The organism is Xanthobacter wiegelii (genome assembly GCF_043193855.2).
GTDB classification, from domain to species: Bacteria; Pseudomonadota; Alphaproteobacteria; order Rhizobiales; family Xanthobacteraceae; genus Xanthobacter; species Xanthobacter flavus_A.
Genome location: NZ_CM195529.1, coordinates 2,464,406 through 2,489,244 on the forward strand (window position 1 = coordinate 2,464,406; position 24,839 = coordinate 2,489,244).

The 24,839-nt window shown below is 69.9% G+C and carries 21 protein-coding genes and 1 tRNA gene; 8 read left to right on the forward strand and 14 right to left on the reverse strand.

Features of this window, described 5'->3' with window-relative positions; all coding sequences use genetic code 11:
- Positions 1 to 3: 3 nt before the first annotated feature.
- A tRNA-Lys gene (locus V5F63_RS11255) sits at positions 4 to 79 on the reverse strand.
- Positions 80 to 230: 151 nt separating this feature from the next.
- Here V5F63_RS11255 and V5F63_RS11260 point away from each other — a divergent pair.
- Positions 231 to 1,397, forward strand: a complete 1,167-nt coding sequence (locus V5F63_RS11260; RefSeq protein WP_394101819.1) for a M20 aminoacylase family protein — start codon at positions 231 to 233, stop codon at positions 1,395 to 1,397.
- 66 nt (positions 1,398 to 1,463) lie between these two features.
- On the opposite strand, the gene V5F63_RS11265 is transcribed toward V5F63_RS11260, so the two are convergent.
- Both V5F63_RS11265 and gltX read right to left on the reverse strand, forming a co-directional pair.
- Positions 1,464 to 1,700 (reverse strand): sulfurtransferase TusA family protein, encoded by a 237-nt coding sequence (locus V5F63_RS11265; RefSeq protein WP_394101820.1) that lies wholly within the window; start codon positions 1,698 to 1,700, stop codon positions 1,464 to 1,466.
- On the reverse strand, positions 1,697 to 3,124 hold the full coding sequence (gltX, locus tag V5F63_RS11270; protein WP_394101821.1) for a glutamate--tRNA ligase: 1,428 nt from the start codon (positions 3,122 to 3,124) through the stop codon (positions 1,697 to 1,699). The genes V5F63_RS11265 and gltX overlap by 4 nt, the downstream gene beginning before the upstream one ends.
- Before the next feature lie 171 nt (positions 3,125 to 3,295).
- Between gltX and V5F63_RS11275 the strand changes: the two genes are divergently transcribed.
- Positions 3,296 to 5,533, forward strand: a complete 2,238-nt coding sequence (locus V5F63_RS11275) for a ComEC/Rec2 family competence protein (RefSeq protein ID WP_394101822.1) — start codon at positions 3,296 to 3,298, stop codon at positions 5,531 to 5,533.
- Positions 5,534 to 5,650: 117 nt separating this feature from the next.
- Here the strand turns inward: V5F63_RS11275 and lexA are convergent, their stop codons facing one another.
- The 9 genes from lexA to V5F63_RS11320 all read right to left on the reverse strand — a co-directional run bounded on the left by lexA (position 5,651) and on the right by V5F63_RS11320 (position 15,086).
- Positions 5,651 to 6,361, reverse strand: coding sequence for a transcriptional repressor LexA (lexA, locus tag V5F63_RS11280; protein WP_168457927.1), 711 nt, complete (start codon positions 6,359 to 6,361; stop codon positions 5,651 to 5,653).
- Between the two features lie 157 nt (positions 6,362 to 6,518).
- On the reverse strand, positions 6,519 to 7,733 hold the full coding sequence (locus V5F63_RS11285; RefSeq protein WP_394101823.1) for a molybdopterin molybdotransferase MoeA: 1,215 nt from the start codon (positions 7,731 to 7,733) through the stop codon (positions 6,519 to 6,521).
- A 46-nt stretch (positions 7,734 to 7,779) separates the two neighbouring features.
- On the reverse strand, positions 7,780 to 8,268 hold the full coding sequence (gene moaC, locus V5F63_RS11290; protein WP_209489122.1) for a cyclic pyranopterin monophosphate synthase MoaC: 489 nt from the start codon (positions 8,266 to 8,268) through the stop codon (positions 7,780 to 7,782).
- Positions 8,269 to 8,387: 119 nt separating this feature from the next.
- Positions 8,388 to 8,822, reverse strand: coding sequence for a DUF2147 domain-containing protein (locus tag V5F63_RS11295; protein ID WP_394101824.1), 435 nt, complete (start codon positions 8,820 to 8,822; stop codon positions 8,388 to 8,390).
- Between the two features lie 104 nt (positions 8,823 to 8,926).
- Complete coding sequence (trpC, locus tag V5F63_RS11300) at positions 8,927 to 9,718, reverse strand: indole-3-glycerol phosphate synthase TrpC (protein WP_394101825.1); 792 nt, start codon at positions 9,716 to 9,718, stop codon at positions 8,927 to 8,929.
- Positions 9,715 to 10,749, reverse strand: a complete 1,035-nt coding sequence (gene trpD, locus V5F63_RS11305; RefSeq protein ID WP_394101826.1) for an anthranilate phosphoribosyltransferase — start codon at positions 10,747 to 10,749, stop codon at positions 9,715 to 9,717. Before trpD ends, trpC begins: the two co-directional genes overlap by 4 nt.
- Before the next feature lie 21 nt (positions 10,750 to 10,770).
- Entirely contained in the window at positions 10,771 to 11,403 is a 633-nt protein-coding gene (locus V5F63_RS11310; protein ID WP_394028675.1) for an anthranilate synthase component II, read from the reverse strand.
- A 266-nt stretch (positions 11,404 to 11,669) separates the two neighbouring features.
- A complete protein-coding gene (gene trpE / locus V5F63_RS11315) occupies positions 11,670 to 13,139 on the reverse strand; it encodes an anthranilate synthase component I (RefSeq protein WP_394101994.1) in 1,470 nt (489 codons plus the stop codon).
- Between the two features lie 51 nt (positions 13,140 to 13,190).
- The gene (locus V5F63_RS11320; protein WP_394101827.1) at positions 13,191 to 15,086 is read right to left on the reverse strand and encodes a peptidylprolyl isomerase; all 1,896 of its coding nucleotides are present in this window, start codon (positions 15,084 to 15,086) and stop codon (positions 13,191 to 13,193) included.
- Between the two features lie 174 nt (positions 15,087 to 15,260).
- Here V5F63_RS11320 and tpiA point away from each other — a divergent pair, with 174 nt between their 5' ends.
- The 5 genes from tpiA (at position 15,261) to V5F63_RS11345 (ending at position 22,462) form a co-directional block, all read left to right on the forward strand.
- Complete coding sequence (gene tpiA, locus V5F63_RS11325; protein ID WP_394101828.1) at positions 15,261 to 16,010, forward strand: triose-phosphate isomerase; 750 nt, start codon at positions 15,261 to 15,263, stop codon at positions 16,008 to 16,010.
- Positions 16,011 to 16,387: 377 nt separating this feature from the next.
- Positions 16,388 to 16,684: an FAD assembly factor SdhE gene (locus V5F63_RS11330; RefSeq protein WP_394101829.1), complete on the forward strand. Its 297-nt coding sequence runs from the start codon at positions 16,388 to 16,390 to the stop codon at positions 16,682 to 16,684.
- Positions 16,685 to 16,734: 50 nt separating this feature from the next.
- Entirely contained in the window at positions 16,735 to 20,241 is a 3,507-nt protein-coding gene (gene mfd, locus V5F63_RS11335) for a transcription-repair coupling factor (protein WP_394101830.1), read from the forward strand.
- Between the two features lie 86 nt (positions 20,242 to 20,327).
- Positions 20,328 to 21,260, forward strand: a complete 933-nt coding sequence (locus V5F63_RS11340; protein ID WP_394101831.1) for an AAA family ATPase — start codon at positions 20,328 to 20,330, stop codon at positions 21,258 to 21,260.
- Positions 21,257 to 22,462 carry a vWA domain-containing protein gene (locus tag V5F63_RS11345; protein ID WP_394101832.1) on the forward strand — a complete coding sequence of 402 codons (1,206 nt, stop codon included), beginning with the start codon at positions 21,257 to 21,259 and terminating at the stop codon, positions 22,460 to 22,462. Before V5F63_RS11340 ends, V5F63_RS11345 begins: the two co-directional genes overlap by 4 nt.
- Here the strand turns inward: V5F63_RS11345 and V5F63_RS11350 are convergent.
- Both V5F63_RS11350 and V5F63_RS11355 read right to left on the reverse strand, forming a co-directional pair.
- A complete protein-coding gene (locus V5F63_RS11350; RefSeq protein ID WP_394101833.1) occupies positions 22,425 to 23,291 on the reverse strand; it encodes a PPC domain-containing DNA-binding protein in 867 nt (288 codons plus the stop codon). The genes V5F63_RS11345 and V5F63_RS11350 overlap by 38 nt on opposite strands.
- On the reverse strand, positions 23,284 to 24,378 hold the full coding sequence (locus V5F63_RS11355; protein WP_394101834.1) for a lysine-2,3-aminomutase-like protein: 1,095 nt from the start codon (positions 24,376 to 24,378) through the stop codon (positions 23,284 to 23,286). The genes V5F63_RS11350 and V5F63_RS11355 overlap by 8 nt, the downstream gene beginning before the upstream one ends.
- A 61-nt stretch (positions 24,379 to 24,439) precedes the next feature.
- On the opposite strand from V5F63_RS11355, the gene V5F63_RS11360 reads away from it, so the two are divergent.
- Positions 24,440 to 24,763 carry an XdhC family protein gene (locus tag V5F63_RS11360; RefSeq protein ID WP_209489135.1) on the forward strand — a complete coding sequence of 108 codons (324 nt, stop codon included), beginning with the start codon at positions 24,440 to 24,442 and terminating at the stop codon, positions 24,761 to 24,763.
- Positions 24,764 to 24,839 lie beyond the last annotated feature (76 nt).

Below are 24,839 nucleotides of genomic sequence, written 5' to 3' on the forward strand. Positions count from 1 at the left end.
AGGTGGTGAGCCCGTCGGGATTCGAACCCGAGACCCCATGATTAAAAGTCACGTGCTCTACCGGCTGAGCTACGGGCTCACTTGACGCGTTGGTTAGGGTGCGAAGGCGGCGGGGTCAAGGCCGGGAGGGCGGGATGTCCCGGCATTTCAGCGGGGAGCGGCGCGGGCGGGGCATTGACCGGGCCGGACGGCTTCCGCACCATGGCCGTCCCATTGCTTCTGGAATTGCCATGCCGGTCAACAACCACATCGCCGCCCGCGCCGAAGAGATCGCGGCCTGGCGGCAGGATTTCCACCGCCATCCCGAGCTGATGTACGACCTGGACCGCACCAGCGCCTCGGTGGCGGAAAAGCTGCGCGCCTTCGGCTGCGACGAGGTCATCACCGGCATCGGCCGCACCGGCGTGGTGGGAATCGTGCGTGGCAAGGGAGATGGCCCGCTCATCGGCCTGCGCGCCGACATGGACGCGCTGCCCATACTGGAGAAGACCGGCGCCGCCTATGCCTCTGAAACCCCCGGCAAGATGCACGCCTGCGGCCATGACGGCCACACCGCCATGCTGCTCGGCGCCGCGCAGCATCTGGCGGAGACGCGCGCCTTTTCCGGCACGGCGGTGCTCATCTTCCAGCCCGCGGAAGAGGGGGGAGCCGGGGCCAAGGCCATGATCGACGACGGCCTGTTCACGCGCTTCCCGGTCCGCGAGGTCTACGGCATGCACAATCTGCCGGGGCTGGACGTGGGCCGCTTCGCCATGCGGCCGGGCGGCATCATGGCCTCCGCCGACCATATCGAGATCGTGGTGGACGGGCGCGGCGCCCATGCGGCGCGGCCCAACCAGGGCGTGGACGTGGTGCTCACCGGCTCCGCCATCGTGATGGCGCTGCAGCAGATCGTCTCGCGGAATGTGGATCCGCTGGAGGCGGCGGTGGTCTCCATCGCCATGTTCCACGCGGGCGAGGCGGACAACGTGCTGCCCCCTTCGGCTACTCTCGTCGGAACCGCCCGCACGCTGGATCAGGGTGTCCGCGCGCAGCTGCGCGAGCGCATCCGGCAGGTAGCCGAGGGTGTCGCGGCAGCCTATGGCGCCACCGCGACGGTGAGCTTCAAGGAAGGCTATCCGGTCACCAGCAACCACGCCGATCAGGTGGCCTTCGCCGCCGAGGTGGCGAGCGAGGTGGCCGGCGCTTCGGAAGTGGACGCCGCCGCACCGCCGCTGATGGCGGCCGAGGACTTCGCCTACATGCTGGAAGAGAAGCCCGGCGCCTACATCTTCATCGGCAATGGCCCGTCGGCCGGACTGCATCATCCGCAGTATAATTTCGACGATGCGGCCATTCCCTATGGCGCATCCTACTGGGTGCGGCTGGTGGAGCGGGCGCTGCCGCTCACGGCGTAAGGCCTCCAAGCCCGCGCGGCGCCTGAGCGAGGCAAAGCGCCCGCGCGGCGCCTGAGCGAGGCAGCGCTACGCCTTCACCAGCACGAAGGTGAGGAGGCCGGTCTCGACCTCCTGCTTTTCCAGCACCGCGCCGGTCTCATGCGCGAGGTGGGGGATGTCGATCACCGCCATGGGGTCCGTGCAGGTGACGACGAGCCGCGTGCCCGCCGCCGCCTTTGCCAGCGCCTTGCGGGTGCGCAAGGCGGGCAGGGGGCATTTCAGCCCCTTCAGATCCAGCGCGACGGTGACGGCGGCCGCCTTCAAGCCACAGCCTCCGCGATCTGGTCCTTCAGCCGGCCGAGGCTCTCCTCGCGTCCGAGCACGCTCAGCACATCGAACACCGGCGGGGAGGTGGACTTGCCGGTGAGCGCGGCGCGCAGCGGCTGGGCGACGGCACCGAGCTTCACGCCCTGCGCCTCGGCATAGCTGCGCACCACGGCCTCGGTGGCGGCGGCGGTCCACTCCACGGCTTCCAGCAGCGGCACGAGGCGGGCGAGATGGGCGCGGGCCTCGGGCGAAAGCAGCGTGGTCGCCTTCTCATCCAGCGGGATGGGCCGCTCGACGAAGATGAACTCGGCATTGTCCAGCAGCTCGACCAGCGTCTTCGCCCGCTCCTTCAAGCCCGGCATGGCGGCGGCGAGCTGGGTCCGGCGCGTGTCGGTCATGCGCGGCAGGCGGTGCTCGGCGTCGGGCAGGTAGGGCACCAGCGCGTCGATGGCGGCGAGCAGTTCCGCATCGCTGGAGGCGCGCATGTAATGGCCGTTGAGGCTTTCGAGCTTGGCGAAGTCGAACCGCGCGGCCGAGCGGCCGACCTTGTCGAGATCGAAGAACTCGACCATCTCGTCGGTGGAGAACACCTCCTGGTCGCCATGGCTCCAGCCGAGGCGCACGAGATAGTTGCGCAGCGCGGCCGGCAGATAGCCCATGTCGCGATAGGCATCGACGCCGAGCGCGCCGTGGCGCTTGGAGAGCTTGGCGCCATCCGGCCCGTGGATGAGCGGGATATGCGCCATGCGCGGCACGTCCCAGCCGAGCGCCCGGTAGATCTGCGTCTGCCGGGCGGCGTTGGTGAGGTGGTCGTCGCCGCGGATGACGTGGGTGACGCCCATGTCGTGGTCGTCCACCACCACGGCCAGCATGTAGGTGGGCGTGCCGTCCGAGCGCAGCAGCACGAGGTCGTCGAGATCCTTGTTGGGGAAGGTCACGGTGCCCTGCACCATGTCGTCGATCACCGTCTCGCCCTCCTGCGGCGCGCGCAGGCGGATGACGGGGGCGCGGTCCGCCGGCGCCTCGGAGGGGTCGCGGTCGCGCCAGCGGCCGTCATAGCGCGGCGGGCGGCCCTCCTTGCGGGCCAGTTCGCGCATCTCGTCCAGCTCCTGGGGCGTGGCGTAGCAGCGATAGGCATTGCCCTTCGCCAGCATCTCCGCCACCGCGGCCTGATGCCGCTCGGCGCGGGCGAACTGGTAGATGGGATCGCCGTCCCACTCGATGCCCAGCCAGGAAAGGCCTTCGAGGATGGCGTCGATGGCTTCCTTGGTGGAGCGCTGGCGGTCCGTATCCTCGATGCGCAGCAGCATCTTGCCGCCGGTGTGGCGGGCATAGAGCCAGTTGAACAGCGCCGTGCGCGCCCCGCCGATATGCAGGAAGCCGGTGGGCGAGGGGGCGAAGCGGGTGACGATCTGCGACATCGGGCGGGGCTCGGCGGGCTTGGGTCCGCTTGGACGGGAAACGCGCGTGCGGCAGCCCTGCGGAACGCAAACCGAACCACATGGCGCGCGGGAGGCGCCCGTGTAGCATAGAGGCGGGGCACAAGGAACACGGGGGCAGGCGCGGCCCGGCCGTGCCCCGGGCGGGCGGGGATGGACGAGCGGGCTTCGGGGCACGCGCGGACGGGATCACGGGCGGGCGCGCGGACGCTCCCGCTCCCCTCCGCGCGCGGGCTTCTCCGCCTCGCCGACGCGCTGACCGCCCGCATCGTCCACGACGCGGCGGCCGAGGCCGCATCCGGCCGGCTGATCCTGTGGCTGCCGGCCGCCTTTGCCGCCGGGATTCTCTTGTATTTCGGCGCCTCCACTGAACCCTCGCTGGCCGCCAGCCTCGTTCTGGTCACCTTGCTGGCGGGTGCGGCGGTGGCGGCGCGGGCGCGGCCGGTGATGTTCGCCCTAACGTCCGTGCTTATCGCCACTGTCGCCGGCTTTGCGGCGGGCGGGGCGCGGACGGCGCTCATCGCCCACGAAACGATCGTTCCGCCTAAGACGCCGGTGCGGCTTTCCGGCTTTATCGAGCGGGTGGAACGGCGCACCACCGGCGACCGCATCCTGCTGCGGCTCGATGGCGATGCCGTGCGCGGGCTCGCCACGGCGCCGGCGCTGGTGCGGCTCTCGCTGCGCAAGGGCTGGGCGCCGCCGGTCGGAAGCCATGTGACGCAGCTCGCCCAACTGCTGCCGCCCTCCGGCCCCCCCATGCCGGGTGCCCATGATTTCGGTCGCGCGCCCTGGTTTCAGGGCATCGGCGCCATCGGCTACGGGCTCGGCCGGCCGAAGGCGGCGCCGGCGCGCGACCCGCCCTTGTCCGTGCGCCTCGCCATGGCGCTCGACGGGGTGCGCCAGAGCCTGTCGGCCCGCATCCGCGCCTCGCTTTCCGGCGTGCCGGCGGAGGTGGCGGTAGCGCTGGTGGCGGGCGACCGCTCCGGCATTCCCCATGCGGTGGAGGAGAGCATGCGGGTGTCCGGCCTCTCGCACATCCTCTCGATCTCCGGCCTGCACATGGCGCTGGTGGCCGGCACCCTGTTTGCGCTGGCGCGGGGCGTGCTGGCGCTGGTGCCGGGGCTGGCCCTGGCGTGGCCCATCAAGTCCATGGCGGCGCTGATCGCGCTTTCCGGCAGCGCCTTCTATCTCGTGCTGTCGGGCAATGACGTGCCGGCCCAGCGCTCCTTCGTCATGACCGGACTGGTGCTGGCCGGCGTGATGGTGGGGCGACCGTCCCTCTCGCTGCGGTCGGTGGGTGTCGCGGCGGTGCTGGTGCTGGCGCTGACGCCGGAGGCGGCGCTGGATCCGGGTACGCAGATGTCGTTCGCCGCCACCCTCGCCCTCGTCGCCGCCTATGAGCGGCTCCAGCCGCTGCGGGCGATCCCCCGGCCGGACGGGATCGCCGGGGCGGTGGTCTCCTGGGTCGCGGTGCTGGTGGCGGGAACGGCGCTCACCTCGCTGGTGGCGGGCCTTGCGACGGCACCCTACGGCATTTTCCATTTCCAGCGGGTTGCCCCCTACGGGCTTCTCGCCAACCTCGCGGCCATGCCGGCGGTCTCCTTCCTGGTGATGCCGGCGGGACTTGCGGGCGTGCTGCTGATGCCGTTCGGCTGGGATCATCTCGCCTGGCCCGTGATGGGGCGTGGCATCGAGATCATGACGGCGGTGTCCGACTGGGTGGGTACCCTGCCGGGCGCCGACATCCGCGCCGCCTTCATCGGCGCCGGAACATTGCTGTGGCTGTCCCTCGCGCTGCTGGCCCTCTGCCTGCTGCGGGGTGTGCTCACCCTCGCGGCGCTGGTTCCCCTCGGCATCGCGGGATTTGTCGCGGGTGCGCCGATGAGGCCGGACCTCCTCGTCGCGCCCGATGCGCAGACGGTGGCGGTGCGGATGCCGGACGGCCGCCTCTCGGTGCTCGGCGCCTCCGGCCAGAAGCTGGTGGTGGAGCAGTGGCTGACGCGGGAGGGGGACCGCCGCACGGCCGGAACCAGGGACCTTGCCGCCGGCTTCACCTGCGATCCCCTGGGCTGCACCGCGCCGCTGCCCGGCGGCGGCACCATCGCCGTGTCCCGACGTGTCGAAAGCCTGGAGGCGGATTGCCTGAATTCCCGCATGGTCGTCACCCGAGACGTCCCGCCGCGCGCCTGCCAGGCGGACGTGCTGACGCTGGAAAAGCTGGTGCGGACGGGAACGCTCGCCTTCTCCCTCCGCGATGGCACGCTCGTCGCCGAGCCAAGCCGGAAGGCCGCCGTATCCCGCCCCTGGATGGCGCCCTTGCCGCCGGAGCCCGCATCCGAACCCGGCGCCGCCGATGCCGGCGATCCGCAGGCGGATGCAATGGCTCCGTGACATGTCGGCCAAGCGTCGGGGTGAGGGGCAACGCCTTCAGGAAAGCGCAGGCGCCCGTTGAGCGTGGACCGCCGCGCCCCTCACCCCGTTCCGAATCTCCCGCAGGAGAAATAAGGATCAGTAGCGGCGCATGAGGCCGATGAGGCGGCCCTGGATGCGCACGCGGTCGGGACCGAAGATGCGCGTCTCATAGGCCGGATTGGCGGCCTCGAGCGCGATGGAGGCGCCCTTCTTGCGCAGGCGCTTGAGGGTGGCTTCCTCGTCGTCCACCAGCGCGACGATGATGTCGCCGGTGTCGGCGGAATCGCATTTGCGGATGAGGACCGTGTCGCCGTCGAGGATGCCGGCCTCGATCATGCTGTCGCCGCGCACCTCAAGGGCGAAATGCTCGCCGCTGCCGAGCATTTCCGGCGGGATGTTCAGGGTGTGGCTGCGGCTCTGGATGGCGGAAATGGGCGTGCCGGCGGCGATGCGGCCCATGACCGGCACCGAGACCACCTGGCCCGCCTCATCATCCTCGGGCACCGGGCGCACCTTGCCGAGGCTGCCCTCGATGACGGACGGGGAGAAGCCACGCCCCGCCGAGCGGGCGGAGGCAAGGCCCGGCGCGACGCTGTCGGGCAGGCGGACGACTTCCAGCGCGCGGGCGCGGTTGGGCAGGCGGCGGATGAAGCCGCGCTCTTCCAGAGCGGTGATCAGACGATGGATGCCGGACTTGGAGCGCAGGTCCAGCGCCTCCTTCATCTCGTCGAAGGAGGGGGGAACACCGGTTTCCTTCAGCCGCTCATGGATGAAGCGCAGAAGGTCGTATTGCTTCCGAGTGAGCATTCCCTGGCCCCGTTCCTTGCACGCACCGTCTGGAGCCAGCGCCTCTGGCCGGTCCCGATTTCAGGCGCACCCAGCCCGGTGCGCCGCGAAACAAATCATGAACAGTCTTTATCTGTTCCTTTTGTGTTCCGCAAGTGGTGAAGGCTCCGTTAAGCGCTCAATCGTCGAGGAGAATAATCTCGCACGCATCGCCGACGCGGCCTTCGGGCGCGAAAGGCGGGCGCACCAGAAGGCAGTCGGCGGCAGCGAGAATGCTCAGCATGGCGCTGTCCTGGGAGGGAGAGGGCGTGGCGTGGATCGTGCCGTCCGGCCGGCGCTCGAGGGTGGCGCGCATGAAATCCCGCCGCACGTCATTGGCCGGCAGGTTGGCTGCGAGGCGCGCCGGCACGGTCTCGGGGCCGGGGCGGGAATCGCCCTGGAGCGCGCGGACGAGGGGGACGAGGTAGATCATCCCGCAGACGTGGGAGGAGACCGGATTGCCGGGCAGCCCCAGCACCCGCACATCGCCCCGATGGCCGAACATCAGCGGCTTGCCGGGGCGCAGCGCGATCTTGTGGACGGAGAGGTCCACCCCCTCGGCCTTCAGCGCCGGCGCCATGAGGTCATGATCGCCCACCGAGGCACCGCCCGAGGACACCACGAGATCGAATTCACCGGAGAGCGCCCGCGCCACCACGGCCCGGATGGCGGCGAGATCGTCCTTGAAGAGCCCGAGGTCGGTCACCTCCGCCCCGGCGCGGCGGGCCAGCTCGGCGAGGCCGAAGGCGTTGGAGACAACGATCTCGCTGTCCTTGCCGGTGCCCTGGCCCGGCAGCACGAGTTCGTCGCCGGTCTGCAGCAGCGCGACGCGCGGGCGGCGGGCGACCGGCAGCGTCGCATGGTCCATGGCGGCGGCGAGCATGATGTCGCGGCCGGTCAGGCGGCGGCCGGCAAAGAGGCCCGGCGTGCTTTCAGAAAAATCGCAGCCGCGCTTGCGCACGTTGCGCAGGGCCGCAGTCGGCGCCGTGGTGGTGATGGTGTCGCCCTCGCGGGTGACGTTCTCCTGGATCACCACCGTGTCGGCGCCCTCCGGCACCACCGCGCCGGTGAAGATGCGCACGGCCTGCCCGGTGCTCACCGTGCCCGCGAAGGGCCGGCCGGCGGCGGATTCGCCGATGACCGTCAGGTGGGCGGGTGTCTCGACGATATCGGCACCGCGCACGGCGTAGCCGTCCATGGCCGACATGTCGGCCGGCGGCTGGGTGCGGCGGGCCACGAGATCGCGCGCCAGCACGCGACCGGCGGCGGCCTGCACCGGCACCTCCTCGACGCCGAGCGCGACGACGCCCTGGGTGATGAGCGCGGTGGCCTCCTCGACGGTCATGAGCGCCATGGCGCGGCTCCCTCACTCTGGACGTGCTGTGATTAGCGGAAAAGGCTCAGGCCGCTCCGGCGTCGGCGCGGAAATGGCCGCTGCGGCCGCCGGATTTTTCCAAGAGGCGGATGCCTTCGATCCGCATGCCGCGGTCGGCGGCCTTGGCCATGTCGTAGATGGTGAGGCAGGCGACGGAGACGGCGGTCAGAGCCTCCATCTCCACGCCGGTCTGGCCCGTGACCTTGGCGCGGGCGGTGACGTGAAGGCCGGGCAAAGCGGGGTCGGGCACCACCTCCACCTCCACCTTGGTCAGCATCAGCGGATGGCAGAGGGGAATCAGCTCGTGGGTGCGCTTGGCGGCCATGATGCCGGCGATGCGCGCCACGCCCAGCACGTCGCCCTTCTTGGCGTTGCCGGAGAGGATGAGGTCCAGCGTCTCCGGTGCCATCGCCACCCGGCCCTCGGCCAGCGCCTCGCGGGTGGTCGCGTCCTTGTCGGAGACGTCCACCATGCGGGCGGCGCCCTGGTCGTCGAGATGGGTCAGGCTGGCCATGGCCGTCGCGGTCTTCCCGGATTCGATGTCGGACGGGAAGATGGCGTCCGCGGCGGCGCCTGTCCACCGCCGCAGCCGCAGGGCCGCGGAAAGGCTGTGTTGCCGGCGCGGGTCGGCGCTCAGCGCAGGCGGGTCCACACCTGCGTCTTGCAGAGCGGAACCACCACGCAGCCGCGCAGCTTCAGCGTGTTGTCGCCGTCCATGGTGATGGTCCCGGAATAGGTCTTGCCGTCCTCGGCATTGTAGATGCTGCCGCCGGTCCATTCCTGTGGCTCGCCGGAGAAACCGGTGAGGATGGTGAGGCCCTTCAGCGCCCGGCCGCGCAGGCTGGCGTTGGAATTGTTCACGTCTTTCAGCGCCGGATCGGCCTTCAGCCCTTCCGAGGAGACGAGGCGGCCGCAGAGGCTGGCGCCGCATTTGGAGATTTCCACCTGCCCGCTGCGGGTGGGGGTCTGCCACAGGCCCGTCGGGTCGGCCGCGAAGGCGGGGGTGGCGAAGGTCGGGATGGCGAGAAGGCTGGCGGCGGCGAGCGCCGTGAAAAGCGTGGTCCTCATGAAGCTGTTCCTCCCGTGAGGCACCGGCGACGCAGGGGCCGGTGCTGCGGCCTCTTCTCGGGCCACCTCACGTATTAAGGCGTAACTTCACGTATACGGCAAGCCTAGCCTGCGAGCAGCTGGCACGTCGCGGAAGCGACATCCTCCTGACGCATCAGGCTCTCGCCGACGAGGATGGTGCCGATGCCCACCTGCGCCAGCCGCGCAACGTCGGCCGGCGTGAAGATGCCGCTCTCGCCGATGACGATGCGATCCTTCGGCACGCGGGGCGCGAGGCGCTCGGAGGTTTCGAGCGTGGTCTCGAAGGTGCGCAAATTGCGGTTGTTGATGCCGATGAGCCGGCAGGGCAGCGCCAGCGCGCGGTCCAGCTCGGCGTCGTCATGGACTTCCACGATGGCGTCCATGCCATACGCTGCCGCCGCATCCGCGAGGTCGCGGGCGAGGGCGTCGTCCACCCCGGCCATGATGATGAGGATGCAGTCCGCCCCCCAGGCGCGGGCTTCCGCCACCTGATAGGTGTCGTACATGAAATCCTTGCGCAGCACCGGCAGGCTCACCGCCGTCCGGGCGGCCTTCAGATAGTCCGGCGCGCCCTGGAAGGAGGGCGTGTCGGTGAGCACCGAGAGGCAGGTGGCGCCGCCGCGCTGGTAGGCGCGGGCAAGCGACGGCGGATCGAAGTCCGCGCGGATCAGGCCCTTGGAGGGGCTGGCCTTCTTGATCTCGGCGATCAGCGCGGTGCGACCTTCCGAGAGGCTCTGCTCGATGGCCCCGGCGAAGGGCCGCACCCGGGGCGCGCAGCGGGCGGCGGCCTCGATCTCGTTGAGCGGGCGGGCCTTCTTGGCGGCGGCGATTTCCTCGCGCTTGTAGGCCTCGATCTTGGTGAGGATGTCGCTCATTGCGCGGCCTCCGGGGCGAGAGAGGCGGAGAGGGTGACGAGCCGTTCCAGCCGTGCGCGGGCGGAGCCGGTGTCGAGGCTCGTCTGCGCCAAGGCGACGCCCTCGGTGAGGTCCTTCGCGTGTCCGGCCACCACGAGCGCGGCGGCGGCGTTCAGCACCGCCACGTCGCGATAGGCGCCGGGGGCGCCGTCCAGCACGGCGCGCAGGGCGGCGGCATTGTAGGCGGCATCGCCCCCCTTCAGCGCCTCGGCGGGGGCGCGGGAAAGGCCCACATCTTCCGGATTGAGGGTGAAGGTGTGGATGCGGCCGTCTTCCAGCACGGCGATGTCGGTGCCGCCGGAGATGGTGATCTCGTCGAGCCCGTCCGAGCCGTGGACCACGAACGCCTTCTCTGAGCCCAGCGCCTTCAGCACCTCGGCCAAAGGCACGATCCAGGATTTCGCGAACACACCCACCATCTGCCGCTTCACGCCGGCCGGATTGGAGAGCGGGCCGAGCAGGTTGAAGATGGTGCGCGTGCCCATCTCCACCCGCGTCGGGCCCACATGCTTCATGGCCGGGTGGTGGGAGGGGGCGAACATGAAGCCGATGCCGGCCTCGCCGATGCAGCGGGAGATTCCGGCCGGATCAAGATCCAGCCGCACGCCCAGCGCGGAGAGCACATCCGCCGCGCCGGACTTGGAAGAGAGCGCCCGATTGCCGTGCTTCGCCACCGGCACCCCGGCGCCCGCGACGATGAAGCTGGCGCAGGTGGAGATGTTGTAGGAGCCGGAGGCATCGCCGCCGGTGCCCACCACGTCCACCGCCTCGTCCGGGGCTTCCACGGTGAGCATCTTGGAGCGCATGACGGAGACCGCGCCGGCGATCTCCTCCACCGTCTCGCCGCGCACGCGCAGGCCCATGAGCAGCGCGCCCATCTGGGAGGGCGTCGCCTCGCCGGACATCATGCGGTCGAACACGAAGGCGGCTTCCTCGCGGCTGAGGCTTGCGCCGGTGGCCACCTTGCCGAGCAGGGGTTTGAACTGGTCCATGGTGTGTCCTCGTCCCCCGTCTCAGTCCTTGGCCTTCTGCGCGTTGAAGGCGGCGGCGATCTCGAGGAAATTGCGGATCAGCGCGTGGCCGTTCTCCGAGGCGATGCTCTCGGGATGGAACTGCACGCCGTGGATGGGCAGGCTCTTGTGGGCGAGGCCCATGATGAGCCCGTCTCCGGTGTGGGCCGTGACTTCCAGCGCGTCCGGCAGGGTGTCCCGCTCGACGATCAGCGAGTGGTAGCGCGTCGCCTGGAAGGAATGGTTGAGCCCGCGGAAGACGCTTTTGCCCTCGTGCAGAATCTCGCTCATCTTGCCGTGCATGGGGGAGGGCGCGCGCACCACGTCGCCGCCGAACACCTGCCCGATGGCCTGATGGCCGAGACACACGCCGAACATCGGCACGGTGTCCCCCGCCTTGGCGATGAGATCGAGGCAGATGCCCGCCTCGTTGGGCGTGCAGGGGCCGGGGGAGAGCACGATGGCGTCCGGCTTCTCGGCCAGCACGTCCTCCACGCTCACGGTGTCGTTGCGGTGGACGGTGACGGTGGCGCCAAGCTCACCGAGATAATGGACGAGGTTGTAGGTGAAGCTGTCGTAATTATCGATCAGCGTGACCTTCGGGGAGGGATTGGCCGAAACCTGGGTGGCGGACATCTGGAACTCCGGCCCCGCGCCGCTTTAGCGGGAATAGCGGGTGTTAAGGCGAGGAATGACGGACGGTCAATGGTGATGGGCAGGTAACTCGCGTAGCTCCCCCTCTCCCCTTGCGGGAGAGGGGTCGGGGGTGAGGGGGCGGCTCAGCCGTCCCGGCCCTCGCGCAAGCGGCGCGAACCCCTCACCCCGGCACTCTCCCGCAAGGGGAGAGGGAGTCAGGGCTGCTCCCGCTTCACCATCGCTCGTGACGTGTCATCCCCATCCCCTCACTGCCCCTTCCCGGCGCGGGCGGCGAAGCGGACGGCTTCCTCGCCGGCGCGGAACAGGGCCTTGGCCTTGTTCACGCATTCCTGGTGCTCGCTCTCGGGCACCGAGTCGTAGACGATGCCGGCGCCGGCCTGGACGAACATGCGCCCGTCCTTCACCACCGCCGTGCGCAGCACGATGCAGGTGTCCATCTCGCCATTGGCGCCGAAATAGCCGATGGCGCCGGCATAGATGCCGCGCTTGTCTCTCTCCAGCTCGTCGATGATCTCCATGGCCCGCACCTTGGGCGCGCCGGAGACCGTGCCGGCCGGAAAGCCCGCCGCCAGCGCGTCCACCGCGTCAAAGCGCTTGTCGATGGCGCCTTCCACGTTGGAGACGATGTGCATCACCTGGCTGTAGCGCTCGATGAAGAAGGAATCCGTCACCTTCACCGTGCCGACGCGGGAGACGCGGCCGGCATCGTTGCGGCCGAGGTCGAGCAGCATCAGATGCTCGGCGCGCTCCTTGGGATCGGCGAGCAGTTCGGCCGCCAGCGCCTCGTCCTCGGCATGGGTGGCGCCGCGCCTGCGGGTGCCGGCGATGGGGCGCACGGTGACCTTGCCGTCGCGCAGCCGCACCAGGATCTCCGGCGAGGAGCACACCACCGAGAAGCCGTCGAAGTTGAGATAGACGAGGAACGGCGCCGGGTTCACCCGCCTCAGCGCGCGGTAAAGCGCGAAGGGCGGCAGGGTGAACGGGCTCTCGAAGCGCTGGGAGAGCACGACCTGGAAGATGTCGCCGGCGCGGATGTAGTCCTTCGCCTTCTCCACCATGGCGCAGAATTCCTCTGCGCCGGTGTTGGAGACCTGCGAGACCTCGCCGTGGAACGGCTCCGGCGCGGGGTGGGCGATGGCGCGGTCGAGGTCCGCCACCACCTGGTCGAGCCGCTCCAGCGCCGCTTCCCACGCGGCGCGGGGCGAGACGCCCTCCTTCGCCCGCACGGGGGTGACGGCGGTCAGCTCGTCCTTCACGGCGTCGAACACCACCATCACGGTGGGGCGGATGAGCAGGGCCTCGGGCACGCCGATGGGATCGGGCTTGGCCGGCCCGAGCTTTTCCATCTGCCGCACCATGTCGTAGCCGAGATAGCCGAACACGCCGGCCGCCATGGGCGGGGCGCCCTCCGGCAGCTCGATGGCGGATTCGGCCAGCAGCGTGCGCAGGGCCTTCAGCGGCGGCTCCCCGCAGGGCACGAAGGCGGTTTTGTCGGCGTCCGGCGTCCGGTTGATCTCGGCGACATCGCCGGAGGCGCGGAAGATGAGATCGGGCTTCATCCCGATCATGGAATAGCGCCCGCGCGCCTGCCCGCCCTCGACGGATTCGAGCAGGAAGGCGTTGGGCTGGTCGCCGGCGAGCTTGAGGAAGGCCGAGACCGGCGTCTCAAGATCGGCGACGAGGGTGGTGGAGACCACCTGAGCCTCGCCCCGCATATAGCGCGAGGCGAAGAGGTCGAAGTCGGTGGGTGCGTTCACGGGCCGGCCTCAGTTCGCCGGGCTGCCGCCGACCGCCTGGGCGAACAGGCGCTCGTTGATCTTCACGCCCAGCTCCTTCTGGATGGCGCCGAGGTACTGCACCAGCACGTCGTTCTCCAGCTGGCGCGACAGCTCCTGCGTGACGCGGCTGGTGTCCGGCGGCATCTGCTGGGGAATCTCGACCTTGGTCACCTGGAACACGATTCGGTCCGGCTCGGGCGCGCCGAGGGCGATGCCGAAGCCGCCGTCCTTCACGTCGAACACGGAGGTCACGCTCTCGGCACTGAACGGGCCTTCGGCGCGCCCGCGGCGCAGCCCCTCGGCGATCTGGAGCGGGATGTCGGCCTCGGCCGAGACCTGGGCGAGCGGCGTGCCGGCCTTGGCCCTGTCGAGCAGTTCCTTCGCCTTGGCCTCCACCGCCTTCTCGGTCTCCGCCTCGGTGTAGCGGGCGGTCACGGCCTCCTTGGCCTCCTCGAAGGTGCGGTCGCGGGCGGGGGTGATGGCGGCGGTCTCGTACCACACGAAGCCGCCGCCCTGCGGCAGTTGCACCGTGTCGGTCTCGACGCCCGGCTGGGCTGCGAAGGCGCCGGAGATCACGTCCGCGCCGCCGGGCACGTCCACGGCGGCGCCGGCCGTATCGCGGCCGGAGCGGTCCACGTCGTAGCTCGCGAGCTTGAGGCCGAGCTTCTGCGCGGTCTCCGCGAGCGTGGCGCCGGAGGCGCGCTCGTCCTCCACCTTGTCGTGCATGTCGAGGATGATGCGCTTGGCGCGGTCCAGCTGCAGCTCGGCGACGACCTGCGGCTTCACCAGATCGAACGGCTGGAAGGCGCCGGGCACGATCTTGGTGACATGGACCAGCGCCGTGCCGAAGCGGCCCTCCACCGGGGCGCTCACCGCGCCGTCGGCGAGGGAAAAGGCGGCATCGGCGATCTTCGGATCAAGGATGGCCGACTTGGCGACGAGGCCGAGGTCGGTGTCCTTGGGTGTCAGGCCGCGGGCCGCAGCAATGTCGGCGAAGGTCGCGCCGCCCTTGATCTTCTCCTCGGCGGCCGTGGCATCAGCGGCGTTGGTGAAGACGATCTGCTGCACCTCGCGCATCTCCGGCTTGCCGAAGCGGGCGAGGGTGCGGTCGTACTCGGCCTTGGCCTCCTCGTCGGTCACGGTGATTCCGGCCGAGAGGGTGGCGGGGGTGAGCGCGAGCACGCTGATCTTGCGGTATTCGGGCGCGCGGAAGGTCAGCTTGTGCGCATCGAAATAGGTGCGCAGCGCCTCCTCGGTCGGCGCAGGCAGGGTGCCGGCGGCGGCGGGCGTCACGCGGATGTAGGAGGCGGTGCGGGTCTCGCCCTCGAAGCGGTTGACCGCCTCCAGCAGCACCTGCGGCACGGAAACGCCGGCACCGAGCGACTGCAACAGCTGGTCCCGCACCTGCCGCTGCTTCTCGCTGGCGACGTAGCGCTGCTCCGTCAGGCCGTTGGAGCGCAGCAACTGCTGGAAATAGGCGGGATCGAATGCCTTGGCGCCGGGCGCGCGGAAGTTCGGATTCTCCGCGATCTCGCGGGCGATCTGCGCGTCGGACACGGCGAGGGAGAGGCGGGCCGCCTCGGCGTCCAGCGTCGCGTCGGCGATCATCTGGTTCAGCACCTGCCGGTCAAGCCCGAAGGCGCGGGCCTGCTCGGGCGTGATCGCGCGACCAGCCTGACGGCTGATGCGCTGGAGCTGGTCGAGATACTCCTGGCGGAACACCTGGGCCGAAATCTCCGTGCCGCCAACGCTCGCGACAGATGACGCGCCCATGCCACGGAACACGTCGGCGATGCCCCACACCACGAAGCTGAGGGTGAGCACGACGAGGAAAATCTTGGCGACCCAGCCGGAGGCGCCCTTGCGGAGTGTCTGAAGGACCATCGCTCATTCGTTCAAAGAGCGCCGGAGGCCCCGGCGCGGAAGCGGCGCATCATAGGGAGGGGGAGGAGGCCTCGCAACGGCGCATGGTCGCACCCCTTTCCAGCGGGCGCACCGCTCTGGTAGGTGAGGCCCTACGTGAGCCATGCTGCTGTTTCAAACCCTGGAGGAACCGACATGACGGCCGAGCGCCGCCCGCTGATCGCAGGCAACTGGAAGATGAACGGCCTGCGTGCAGCCAAGTCCGAGTTGCGGGCTGTGGCGGCCGGCCTTGCCGGTATTTCCGCGGAAACCATGATCTGTCCGCCCTTTACGCTCATCGGCGCGTTCGCCTCCGATGTCGCGGGCACTGAGCTGATGATCGGCGGGCAGGACTGCCATCCGGCCGAGAGCGGCGCCCATACTGGCGACATCTCCGCCGAGATGCTGCGCGATGCCGGCGCGGTGGCGGTGATTCTCGGCCATTCCGAGCGCCGCATCGACCATCAGGAAGGCGATGCCATCATCAAGGCCAAGGTGAAGGCGGCGTGGCGGGCGGGCCTGCTGCCCGTCGTCTGCGTCGGCGAGACGCTGGTGGAGCGCGACGCCGGCGAGGCCTGCGCCGTGGTGACGCGGCAGGTGCGCCAGTCCGTGCCGGAGGGCGCGACGGCGGCGAACCTCGTGATCGCCTACGAGCCCATCTGGGCCATCGGCACCGGCCGCACCCCCACCACCGATGACGTGGCCGAGGTGCACGGCGCCATCCGCCATATCCTCACCGAACGCTTCGGCGCGGAGGCCAACGGCATCCGCATCCTCTACGGCGGCTCGGTGAAGCCGGACAACGCCGCCGCCCTTCTCGCCGTCTCTGACGTGGACGGCGCGCTGGTGGGCGGCGCCAGCCTGAAGGCCGCAGATTTCCTCGCCATCGCGCGGGCGGCGGGCTGAGGACAGGCGGATCCCGGTATTTTCCCCTCTCCCCTCGAACTCGGCTTTTGCCGAGTTCGGGTCTTTAGGGTCGAAGTCGGCAACAGCCGACTTCGAGGGGAGAGGATCGCGGCTTTGCCGCGAGACGGGTGAGGGGGCTGGCGCCGCTTTCCCGGGCTTGGGTCAAAGGGGACGATACCCCTCACCCCCGCCCTCTCCCGCAAGGGGAGAGGGCGCGCGGTGGCGCCCGGCTACCAGCGGCGGCCTTCGCCGCCCAAAACCCACCGCGACCAGCCGCCATCCCGGTCCCCACTGGCCAAAGCGGGGGCGATGACCCTATATGCGCCAAACGGACGGGCCTTTTGGCCCGGCCGTTCGCATGCTTTGGAGGTCTCCTCATGTCCGGCATCATCAGGTCCAGCGACGGCCTCGACGAGCGGCGCCGCCGCATCCTGTTCCGGGCGCGCCATCGCGGGATGCGCGAGATGGACCTCATCCTCGGTGGCTTCGCGGATGCCGAGATCACCGCGCTGTCGGACGCGGAGCTTGCAGATTTCGAGGAATTGCTGGAGCCCGAGGACCAGAAGGTCTTCTCCTGGGTGAGCGGCACCGAACCGATCCCGCCGGAGTTCGACACCGAGCTGTTCCGCAAGATCCGCGCCTTCCATTTCTCGGGCCGCGGGCTGCTGGGCTGATCTTGCCGGGCTGATCTTGCGCCCCCCGCCGTCCTTCCGGAGTTCCTGTCTTGAAGCGTCCCCAGCCCATCGCCGACGTGCTGGCCGAAGGCCGGCCGCTGACCCTCTCGCGCGTCGCCGACGGCATGGAGGGCATGGTGGTCGCGGACCTCGCGCGCTCCCTCGCCGCGCAGAAGAATGCGCCGTGGCCGAGCCTGACGGTGGTGTGCCGCGACGGGCAGCGCATGGCCGCGCTGGAACGGGGCCTCGCCTTCTTCGCCCCCGAGCTGGAGGTGATCTCCTTTCCCTCGTGGGACTGCCTGCCCTACGACCGCGCCTCGCCCAACGCCTCGATCGTGGCGCGGCGCATGGCGGCGCTGGCGAAGCTTGCCCGCATCAAGGGCGGCGCGGCGAGCGTGCTCATCACCACCGTCAACGCCACGGTGCAGCGCGTGCCGGCCAAGGGGCTGGTGGCAGCGCAGTCGCTGGTGGCGGCGCCGGGCAATGCCATCGCGCTCGATGGCGTCACCCAATGGGCCGAGCAGAACGGCTTCCTGCGCACCCCGACGGTACGCGACACCGGTGAATATGCCGTGCGCGGCGGCCTCATCGACCTCTTCCCGCCCGGCCTCGACGCGCCCATCCGCCTCGACTTCTTCGGCGACACGCTGGAGAGCATCCGCGCCTTCGACCCCGAGACCCAGCGCACCACCTCGCAGTTGCGCGCGCTGGAACTGGTGCCCATGGCCGAGTTCCAGCTGACCACCGACACCATGCGCCGCTTCCGCATGGCCTACATCGCCCAATTCGGTGCCGCCCAGAAGGGCGACACGCTCTATGAGGCCGTGAGCGAGGGCCGCCGCCACGCCGGCATGGAGCATTGGCTGCCGCTGTTCCACGAGCGCATGGACACCCTCTTCGACTATCTCGAAGGCGGCACGCTGCTGCTCGATCCGCTCGCCGAGGAAGCCGGCGGCGAGCGCATCGCCCAGATCGCCGATTATTACGACGCCCGCCGGCAGGCGCAGGAGCTGAACGGCGGCGCCACCTACAATCCGCTGCCGCCGGACCGGCTCTATCTGCAGGGCCCGGAATGGTCGAAATGCCTCGCCGGCATGCGCCTCGCCCGCCTCTCGCCCTTCGCGGTGCCGGACGGCGGGGCAGGGAAGGTGATCGACCTGGGCGGCGTGCAGGGCCGCTCCTTCGCCGCCGAGCGGGCGGACCCCGATGCCAATGTCTTCGATGCCGCCATCGCCCATGTGCGGGACTTGCAGAAATCGAAGAAGGTCATTCTCGCCGGCTGGTCCGAAGGCTCGCGCGAGCGCCTCGGCACGGTGCTGGCGGACCACGGCCTGAAGGGCTGCGCCGCCATCTCCCGCTTCGACAGCCTCGCCGCCCTGCCGAAGAACCAGGCGGCGCTCGCCGTGTTCGGGCTGGAAGCGGGCTTCGAGACGCCGGACTTCGCCGTCATCGGCGAGCAGGACATCCTCGGCGACCGCCTCGTGCGCCCCAAGCGCAAGGCGCGCCGCCCGCAGGACGTGCTCACGGAGTTGACCGCTCTCACCGCCGGCGACCTCGTGGTGCATGTGGACCACGGCATCGGCCGCTTCATCGGCCTCAAGACCGTGGAGGCCATGGGCTCGCCCCACGATTGCCTGGAACTGCACTATGCGGGCGGCGACAAGCTGTTCCTGCCGGTGGAGAATCTGGAACTCCTGAGCCGCTATGGCTCGGAGGAGACCGAGGCCCAGCTGGACAAGCTGGGCGGCGGCGCCTGGCAGCAGCGCAAGGCGCGGATGAAGAAGCGCATCCGCGAGATGGCGTCCGAACTCATCAAGATCGCCGCCCAGCGCCAGCTCGGCGAGGCTCCGAAGCTAGTGCCCGCCATGGGCCTCTACGACGAATTCCGCGCCCGCTTCCCCTATGAGGAGACGGACGACCAGGAAGCCGCCATCGACTCGGTGCTGGACGACCTCGCCTCCGGCCACCCCATGGACCGCCTGATCTGCGGCGACGTGGGCTTCGGCAAGACGGAAGTGGCCCTGCGCGCCGCCTTCGCGGTGGCGCTCTCCGGCAAGCAGGTGGCGGTGGTGGTGCCCACCACGCTGCTCGCCCGCCAGCATTTCAAGACTTTCTCCGACCGCTTCAAGGGCCTGCCCGTTCAGGTGGGGCAGGCCTCCCGCATGGTGACGGGCAAGGACCTCACGGCGGTGAAGAAGGGCATTGCCGACGGCACTTTGGACATCGTGGTCGGCACCCACGCGCTGCTGGGCAAGGCCATCGCCTTCAAGGATCTCGGCCTCGTCATCGTGGACGAGGAGCAGCATTTCGGCGTCGCCCACAAGGAGCGGCTGAAGCAGCTGCGCGCCGAGGTGCATGTGCTGACCCTCACCGCCACGCCCATCCCGCGCACCCTGCAACTGGCCATGACCGGCGTGCGCGAACTCTCCATCATCGCCACCCCGCCGGTGGACCGCCTCGCGGTGCGCACCTTCATCACGCCGTTCGACGCGCTGGTGGTGCGCGAGGCGCTGCTGCGCGAGCGCTATCGCGGTGGCCAGAGCTTCTATGTGGTGCCGCGCATCGAGGATCTCGCCGAGGTGCGCGAGTTTTTGGCCGCGTCCGTGCCCGAGGTGAAGGTGGCGGTGGCCCATGGCCAGCTCGCCGCCGGCGCCCTCGAAGACATCATGACCGCCTTCTACGATGGGCAGTACGACGTGCTGCTCTCCACCACCATCGTGGAATCGGGCCTCGACGTGCCCAACGCCAACACGCTGATCGTGCATCGCGCGGACATGTTCGGCCTCGCCCAGCTCTACCAGCTGCGCGGCCGCGTCGGCCGGGCCAAGGCGCGCGCCTACGCCATCTTCACCGTTCCGGCCACCAAGCCCGTGACGGTGCAGGCGGAGCGGCGGCTCAAGGTACTGCAATCGCTGGAGACTCTGGGTGCCGGCTTCCAGCTGGCGAGCCACGACCTCGACATCCGCGGCGCCGGCAACCTGCTGGGCGACGAGCAGTCCGGCCACATCAAGGAAGTGGGCTACGAGCTGTACCAGGAGATGCTTCAGGAGGCGATCGCCCACATCAAGGCCGGCATCACCGACTATGTGGACGACAAGTGGTCGCCCAACATCACCATCGGCATGCCGGTGCTGATCCCCGAGGACTATGTGGGCGACCTGCATGTCCGCCTCGCCCTCTACCGCCGCCTCGCCGACATCCAGGACGACGCCGAGATCGACGCCTTCGGCGCCGAGCTGGTGGACCGCTTCGGCCCCACGCCGGAGGAGGTGGGCCAGCTGCTCAAGCTCACTCAGATCAAGGCGCTCGCCCGCAAGGCCAATGTGGAGAAGGTGGATGCCGGCCCCAAGGGCGTGGTGCTCACCTTCCGCAACAACGAGTTCTCCGACCCCTCGGGCCTCGTGAAGCTGATCGCCAACGAGGGCTCGCAGGCCAAGGTGCGGCCGGACTTCAAGGTCGTCTTCCTGCGCGACTGGCCGAACGCCGAGCACCGGCTGAAGGGCACGCTGACGGTGCTGAAGAAGCTGGCCGACCTCGCGAAGAAGAAGGGGCTTTAGAGCCATGGCTCTCTGCTCCCGCTAGGGAAAAGGAGACCGAGCCACCCCCGCTTGGCCCATCCCTTCCCCCATGCTCTACTCGCGCCATGACCGCGGACGCGACACGCGGGGCCTTGCCCGGCTCCATCGATGACACCGGCCGGCTGCTGGCCGGGCAGGGCTATGTGGCCGATCGGGCGCTGTCCACCGTCGTCTTCCTGGCGCTGCGCATGGGCCGCCCGCTGCTGCTGGAAGGCGAGGCCGGTGTCGGCAAGACGGAGGTGGCGAAGACGCTGGCGGCGGCGCTGGGGCGCCGGCTCATCCGCCTGCAATGCTACGAGGGGCTGGACCTTTCGGCCGCCGTCTACGAGTGGAACCACGCCGCCCAGATGATCGCCATCCGCCTCGCGGAAGCCGCCGGCGAGAGCGACAAGGGCGCCATCGCGGCAGATATCTTTTCCGACCGCTATCTGCTGCGCCGCCCTCTTCTGGAAGCGCTGGAGCCCCACGCCGAAGGCCCGCCCGTTCTGCTTGTGGACGAGTTGGACCGCACGGACGAGGCGTTCGAGGCCTTCCTGCTGGAAGTGCTCTCCGACCATCAGGTGACGATCCCGGAGCTGGGCACCATCAAGGCGGCCGCCCCGCCCATCGTGATCCTCACCTCCAACCGCACGCGCGAAATCCACGACGCCCTCAAGCGGCGCTGCCTCTATCACTGGGTGGATTATCCCGACGCCGCCCGCGAGATGGAGATATTGCGCGCCCGCCTGCCGGATGCGCCTGCGCGCCTGTCGGCCGAGGTGGTGGCCTTCGTGCAGGCGTTGCGCAAGGAAGACCTGTTCAAGGTGCCCGGCGTCGCCGAGACGCTGGATTGGGCCTCCGCGCTGGTGGAGCTGAACGCGGTCTCGCTTGATCCCGGCCTCGTCGGCGACACTTTGGGCGTGCTGCTGAAGTATCAGGACGACATCGCCCGCACCGATGCGCCCCGCATCGAGCGCCTTATCGAGGAGGCGCGGCAGGCCTCGCGCGCGGCGGAGTGATCGGCACGGGCGTGGCCTTGGACGGGCGGCTCGCCGAGAACATCGCATGGTTCGGGCGCGCCCTGCGGGCCGCCGGCCTCAAGGTGGGGCCGGGGCGCATCCTCGACGCGGTGGCGGCGGTGGAGATGGCCGGCGTCGGCGCGCGCGAGGATTTCTACTGGACCCTCCATGCCCTCTTCGTCTCGCGCCACGAGGACAGCGTGGTGTTCGACCAGGCCTTCCGTCTGTTCTGGCGCCGCCGGGCGCATCAGGAGCGGCTCATCGCCATGCTCTCGCCGGTGGCCGTGCCGCAGCGCGAGCAGAAGCGCGAAAGCGTGCTCCGGCGGGTGGAGGAGGCCCTGTTCGCCGGGGTGGGCACCGAGCGGCAGGTGGAAAAGCCCCGCGTGGAGGTGGAGGCGCGCCTCTCCGCCTCCGTCGAGGACGTGCTGCGCACCAAGGATTTCGCGCAGATGTCTGCGGCCGAACTCGCCGAGGCGCGCCGCCGCATCGCGCATTTGCGGATGCCGGACGACCGCGCCCGCACCCGCCGGCTCGTCCCTGATCCGAAGGGCCGCCGGCTCGATCTGCGCGCCTCGCTGCGCGCGGCCGTGGCCACCGGCGGCGATCTCGTGCTGCTGAAGCGGCGCGGCCCCAAGGAGAAGCCGCCGCCGGTGGTGGCGCTGGTGGATATCTCCGGCTCCATGGCGGACTATTCCCGGCCCATCCTGTCCTTCCTTCACGCGCTGGCGGCGCGGCGGAAGGTGTCCGTCTTCCTGTTCGGCACCCGCCTCACCAATGTCACGCGGCAACTTGCGCGGCGCGATCCCGATGCGGCGCTGGCGGCCGTCTCCGCCTCGGCGCGGGACTGGGCCGGAGGCACCCGCATCGCCGCCTCGCTGCGCGCCTTCAACGTGGAGTGGTCGCGGCGGGTGACGGCGCAGAACCCGGTCATCCTGCTCTTCACCGATGGGCTGGAGCGCGAGGTGGACGACACGCTGCCGGGCGAGATGGCGCGCCTGAAGCGCTCCTGCCGCCGGCTCGTCTGGCTCAATCCGCTGCTGCGCTACGAGGGGTTCGAGCCGAAGGCGCAGGGCGTCGCCGCCATGCTGCCGCAGGTGGACGAGATGCGCCCCGTCCACGATCTGAAAAGCCTCGAAAGCTTGGTGGCGGCTTTGTCCGGCCCCATCAGCCGGCGGTCTCTTCCACCGCCAGTTCGAAAGTGATGAGAACCGGGTTTTCCCCCCGCACCAGCCGTCCCTCGGCCAGAACGCCGGAGAGGCCGACGAGGGAGAGGGAGATATCCGCCGCCAGCGTGCCCGACGCATCGGGGGCGATCACGCCGGAGGTCACGAATACCTCGGTGGCGTAGTCTTCCACCGGCGGCGCATCATGGAAGCGCGCGCCGATGATGCTGCCGACCCCTCCGCGCAGCCGCCCGCCCTTGAAGCCGTGGCGGCGGCAGATCTCCTCCACCGCGCCGAACAGCTCCGTGTTCGGCCGCACCCGCGCGAAGGCGATGCGCGGGCCATCGGCCGGGGCATTCCCCGCATGGGGGGTGAAGAGGGGGAAATTGGTCTCGGGGTCGAAATCGGCGGTGGTCTCCACCTCGGCGGCGCCATAGGCGCGGGCGCGGATGGGTTCGGCCACCACGGCCTCATGGGGCATCACATGGCCGCCGTGGCGGCTGCCGTCCGGCTCGATCCAGAAGGCGTGGCAATGGATGAACGGCGCGCCCTCCTTCCGGCCGAAGGTGACGTTGCCGCGCTCCAGCTTCGTCACGCCCTCCGGCGAGAATGCGCGGCTGTACCAGGCGGCGTGGGTGGCATCCGGCGAGGCAGCGGGCATCACATAGGTGAACGGTCCGAACGCGCCGCCGAAAATCTCCACCTGCGCCGCGCCCATGCCCGCTTCCAGAAGCGGGCCGCAGATGGCGGCATTGATGGTGAGGCCGGCCTGGAGCGTGAAATCGAGCACCTTCAACGCGCCAACTGCGCTCTCGATGCGCTCGGCCGCGACGGGCCCGGGCTGGGTGATGCGGCGAAGCTCAGCCATTCGTTCCCTCATCGGCATAGGCGTGCAGGCCGCCGCAATTGTCGCTCACCTGATAGCCGCCCCCGGTCGCGGCCAGATGGCCCGGCGTGAGCGGCACTTTCCCGGCCCCGCCGGGGATATCGAGCACATAGGTGGGTTGCGCGATGCCGGAGAGGCGCCCGCGCAGCGCGCGCACGATCGCCTGCCCCTCAGCGATCGGCAGGCGGAAATGGCCGGTGCCGGGGGCAAGGTCGGGATGGTGCAGGTAATAGGGCTTCACCCGGCATTCCACGAGGGCACGGAACAGCTCGGCGAGGGTCTCCGCGCTGTCGTTCACCCCGCGCAGCAGCACGGTTTGCGACAGCAGCGGAATGCCCGCATCGGCGAGCCGGGCCAGCGCGTCGCGGGCGTCGGGGGTGAGTTCGCGCGCATGATTCACATGCACCGCCACATAGGGCGTGATGCCCGGCGTCTTGAGCGCGGCGACGAAGGCCGGCGTCACCCGTTCCGGCGCGGCGATGGGCACGCGGGTATGGTGGCGCACGATCTTCACATGGGGAATGGCGGCCAGCCGCCCCACCACCTCGCCCATGCGCCGGGGCGAGAGCATGAAGGGATCGCCGCCCGTGAGGATGACTTCCCAGATCTCCGGATGGGCGGCGAAATAGGCGAACGCCTGCTCCAGCGCATCGTCCGAGAGCAGGGAGGCCGCACCCGGCCCCACCATCTCGCGGCGGAAGCAGAAGCGGCAATAGACGGCGCAGACGCCCACGATCTTCAGCAACGCCCGGTCGGGATAGCGATGCACCACGCCGGGAACGGGGCTGTGGGCGTCATCGCCGATGGGATCAGCGAGTTCCTCCGGACGCACCTCCAACTCGGCCGGATCGGGTACGAACTGGCGGGCGATGGGATCGGCTTCGTCCGTCGGGTCGATGGCGGCGGAAAGCGTGGGCGTGACCGCCACGGCATAACGGGCGGCCACCTTTTCCAACACCGGGCGCGCGTCAGGCGCGGCGAGGCCCGCGCTGATGAGGTCATCGGCGGTGCGCAGCGTCCCTTGATCGCGGGCGGCCAAGGACACAAGTTTGGTGAGAGGGTTCGGCATCGGCTTCGCGACAGCTATATGGGAAGCCAGCCGCCCTGCCAAATGAACACGGGAGCCGCCCATGGACGTGACCGACAGTGATGTCCTCGCCGCCGCCGAGCGCTGGCGCCGCGAGGGGCGGGGGGTCGCCATCGCCACCGTGCTGGAAACCTGGGGCTCGGCCCCGCGCCCGGTGGGCAGCCGCCTCGTCATCGATGCGGAGGGCAATTTCCTCGGCTCTGTCTCCGGCGGCTGCGTGGAAGGCGCCGTGGTGAGCGAGGCGGCGGAGGTGATCGCGGCCGGAACACCGCGCACGCTGGAATTCGGCGTCGCCGACGAGACGGCCTGGAAGGTCGGACTCTCCTGCGGCGGCAAGATCGCCGTCTATGTGGAGCCGGTGGACTGACTGACGCGCGCCGTGACGCGGGGCGCGCGGCGTTATATTCAGTGGGGAAGATGATCCGGATGCTCCCTGAGGGAGG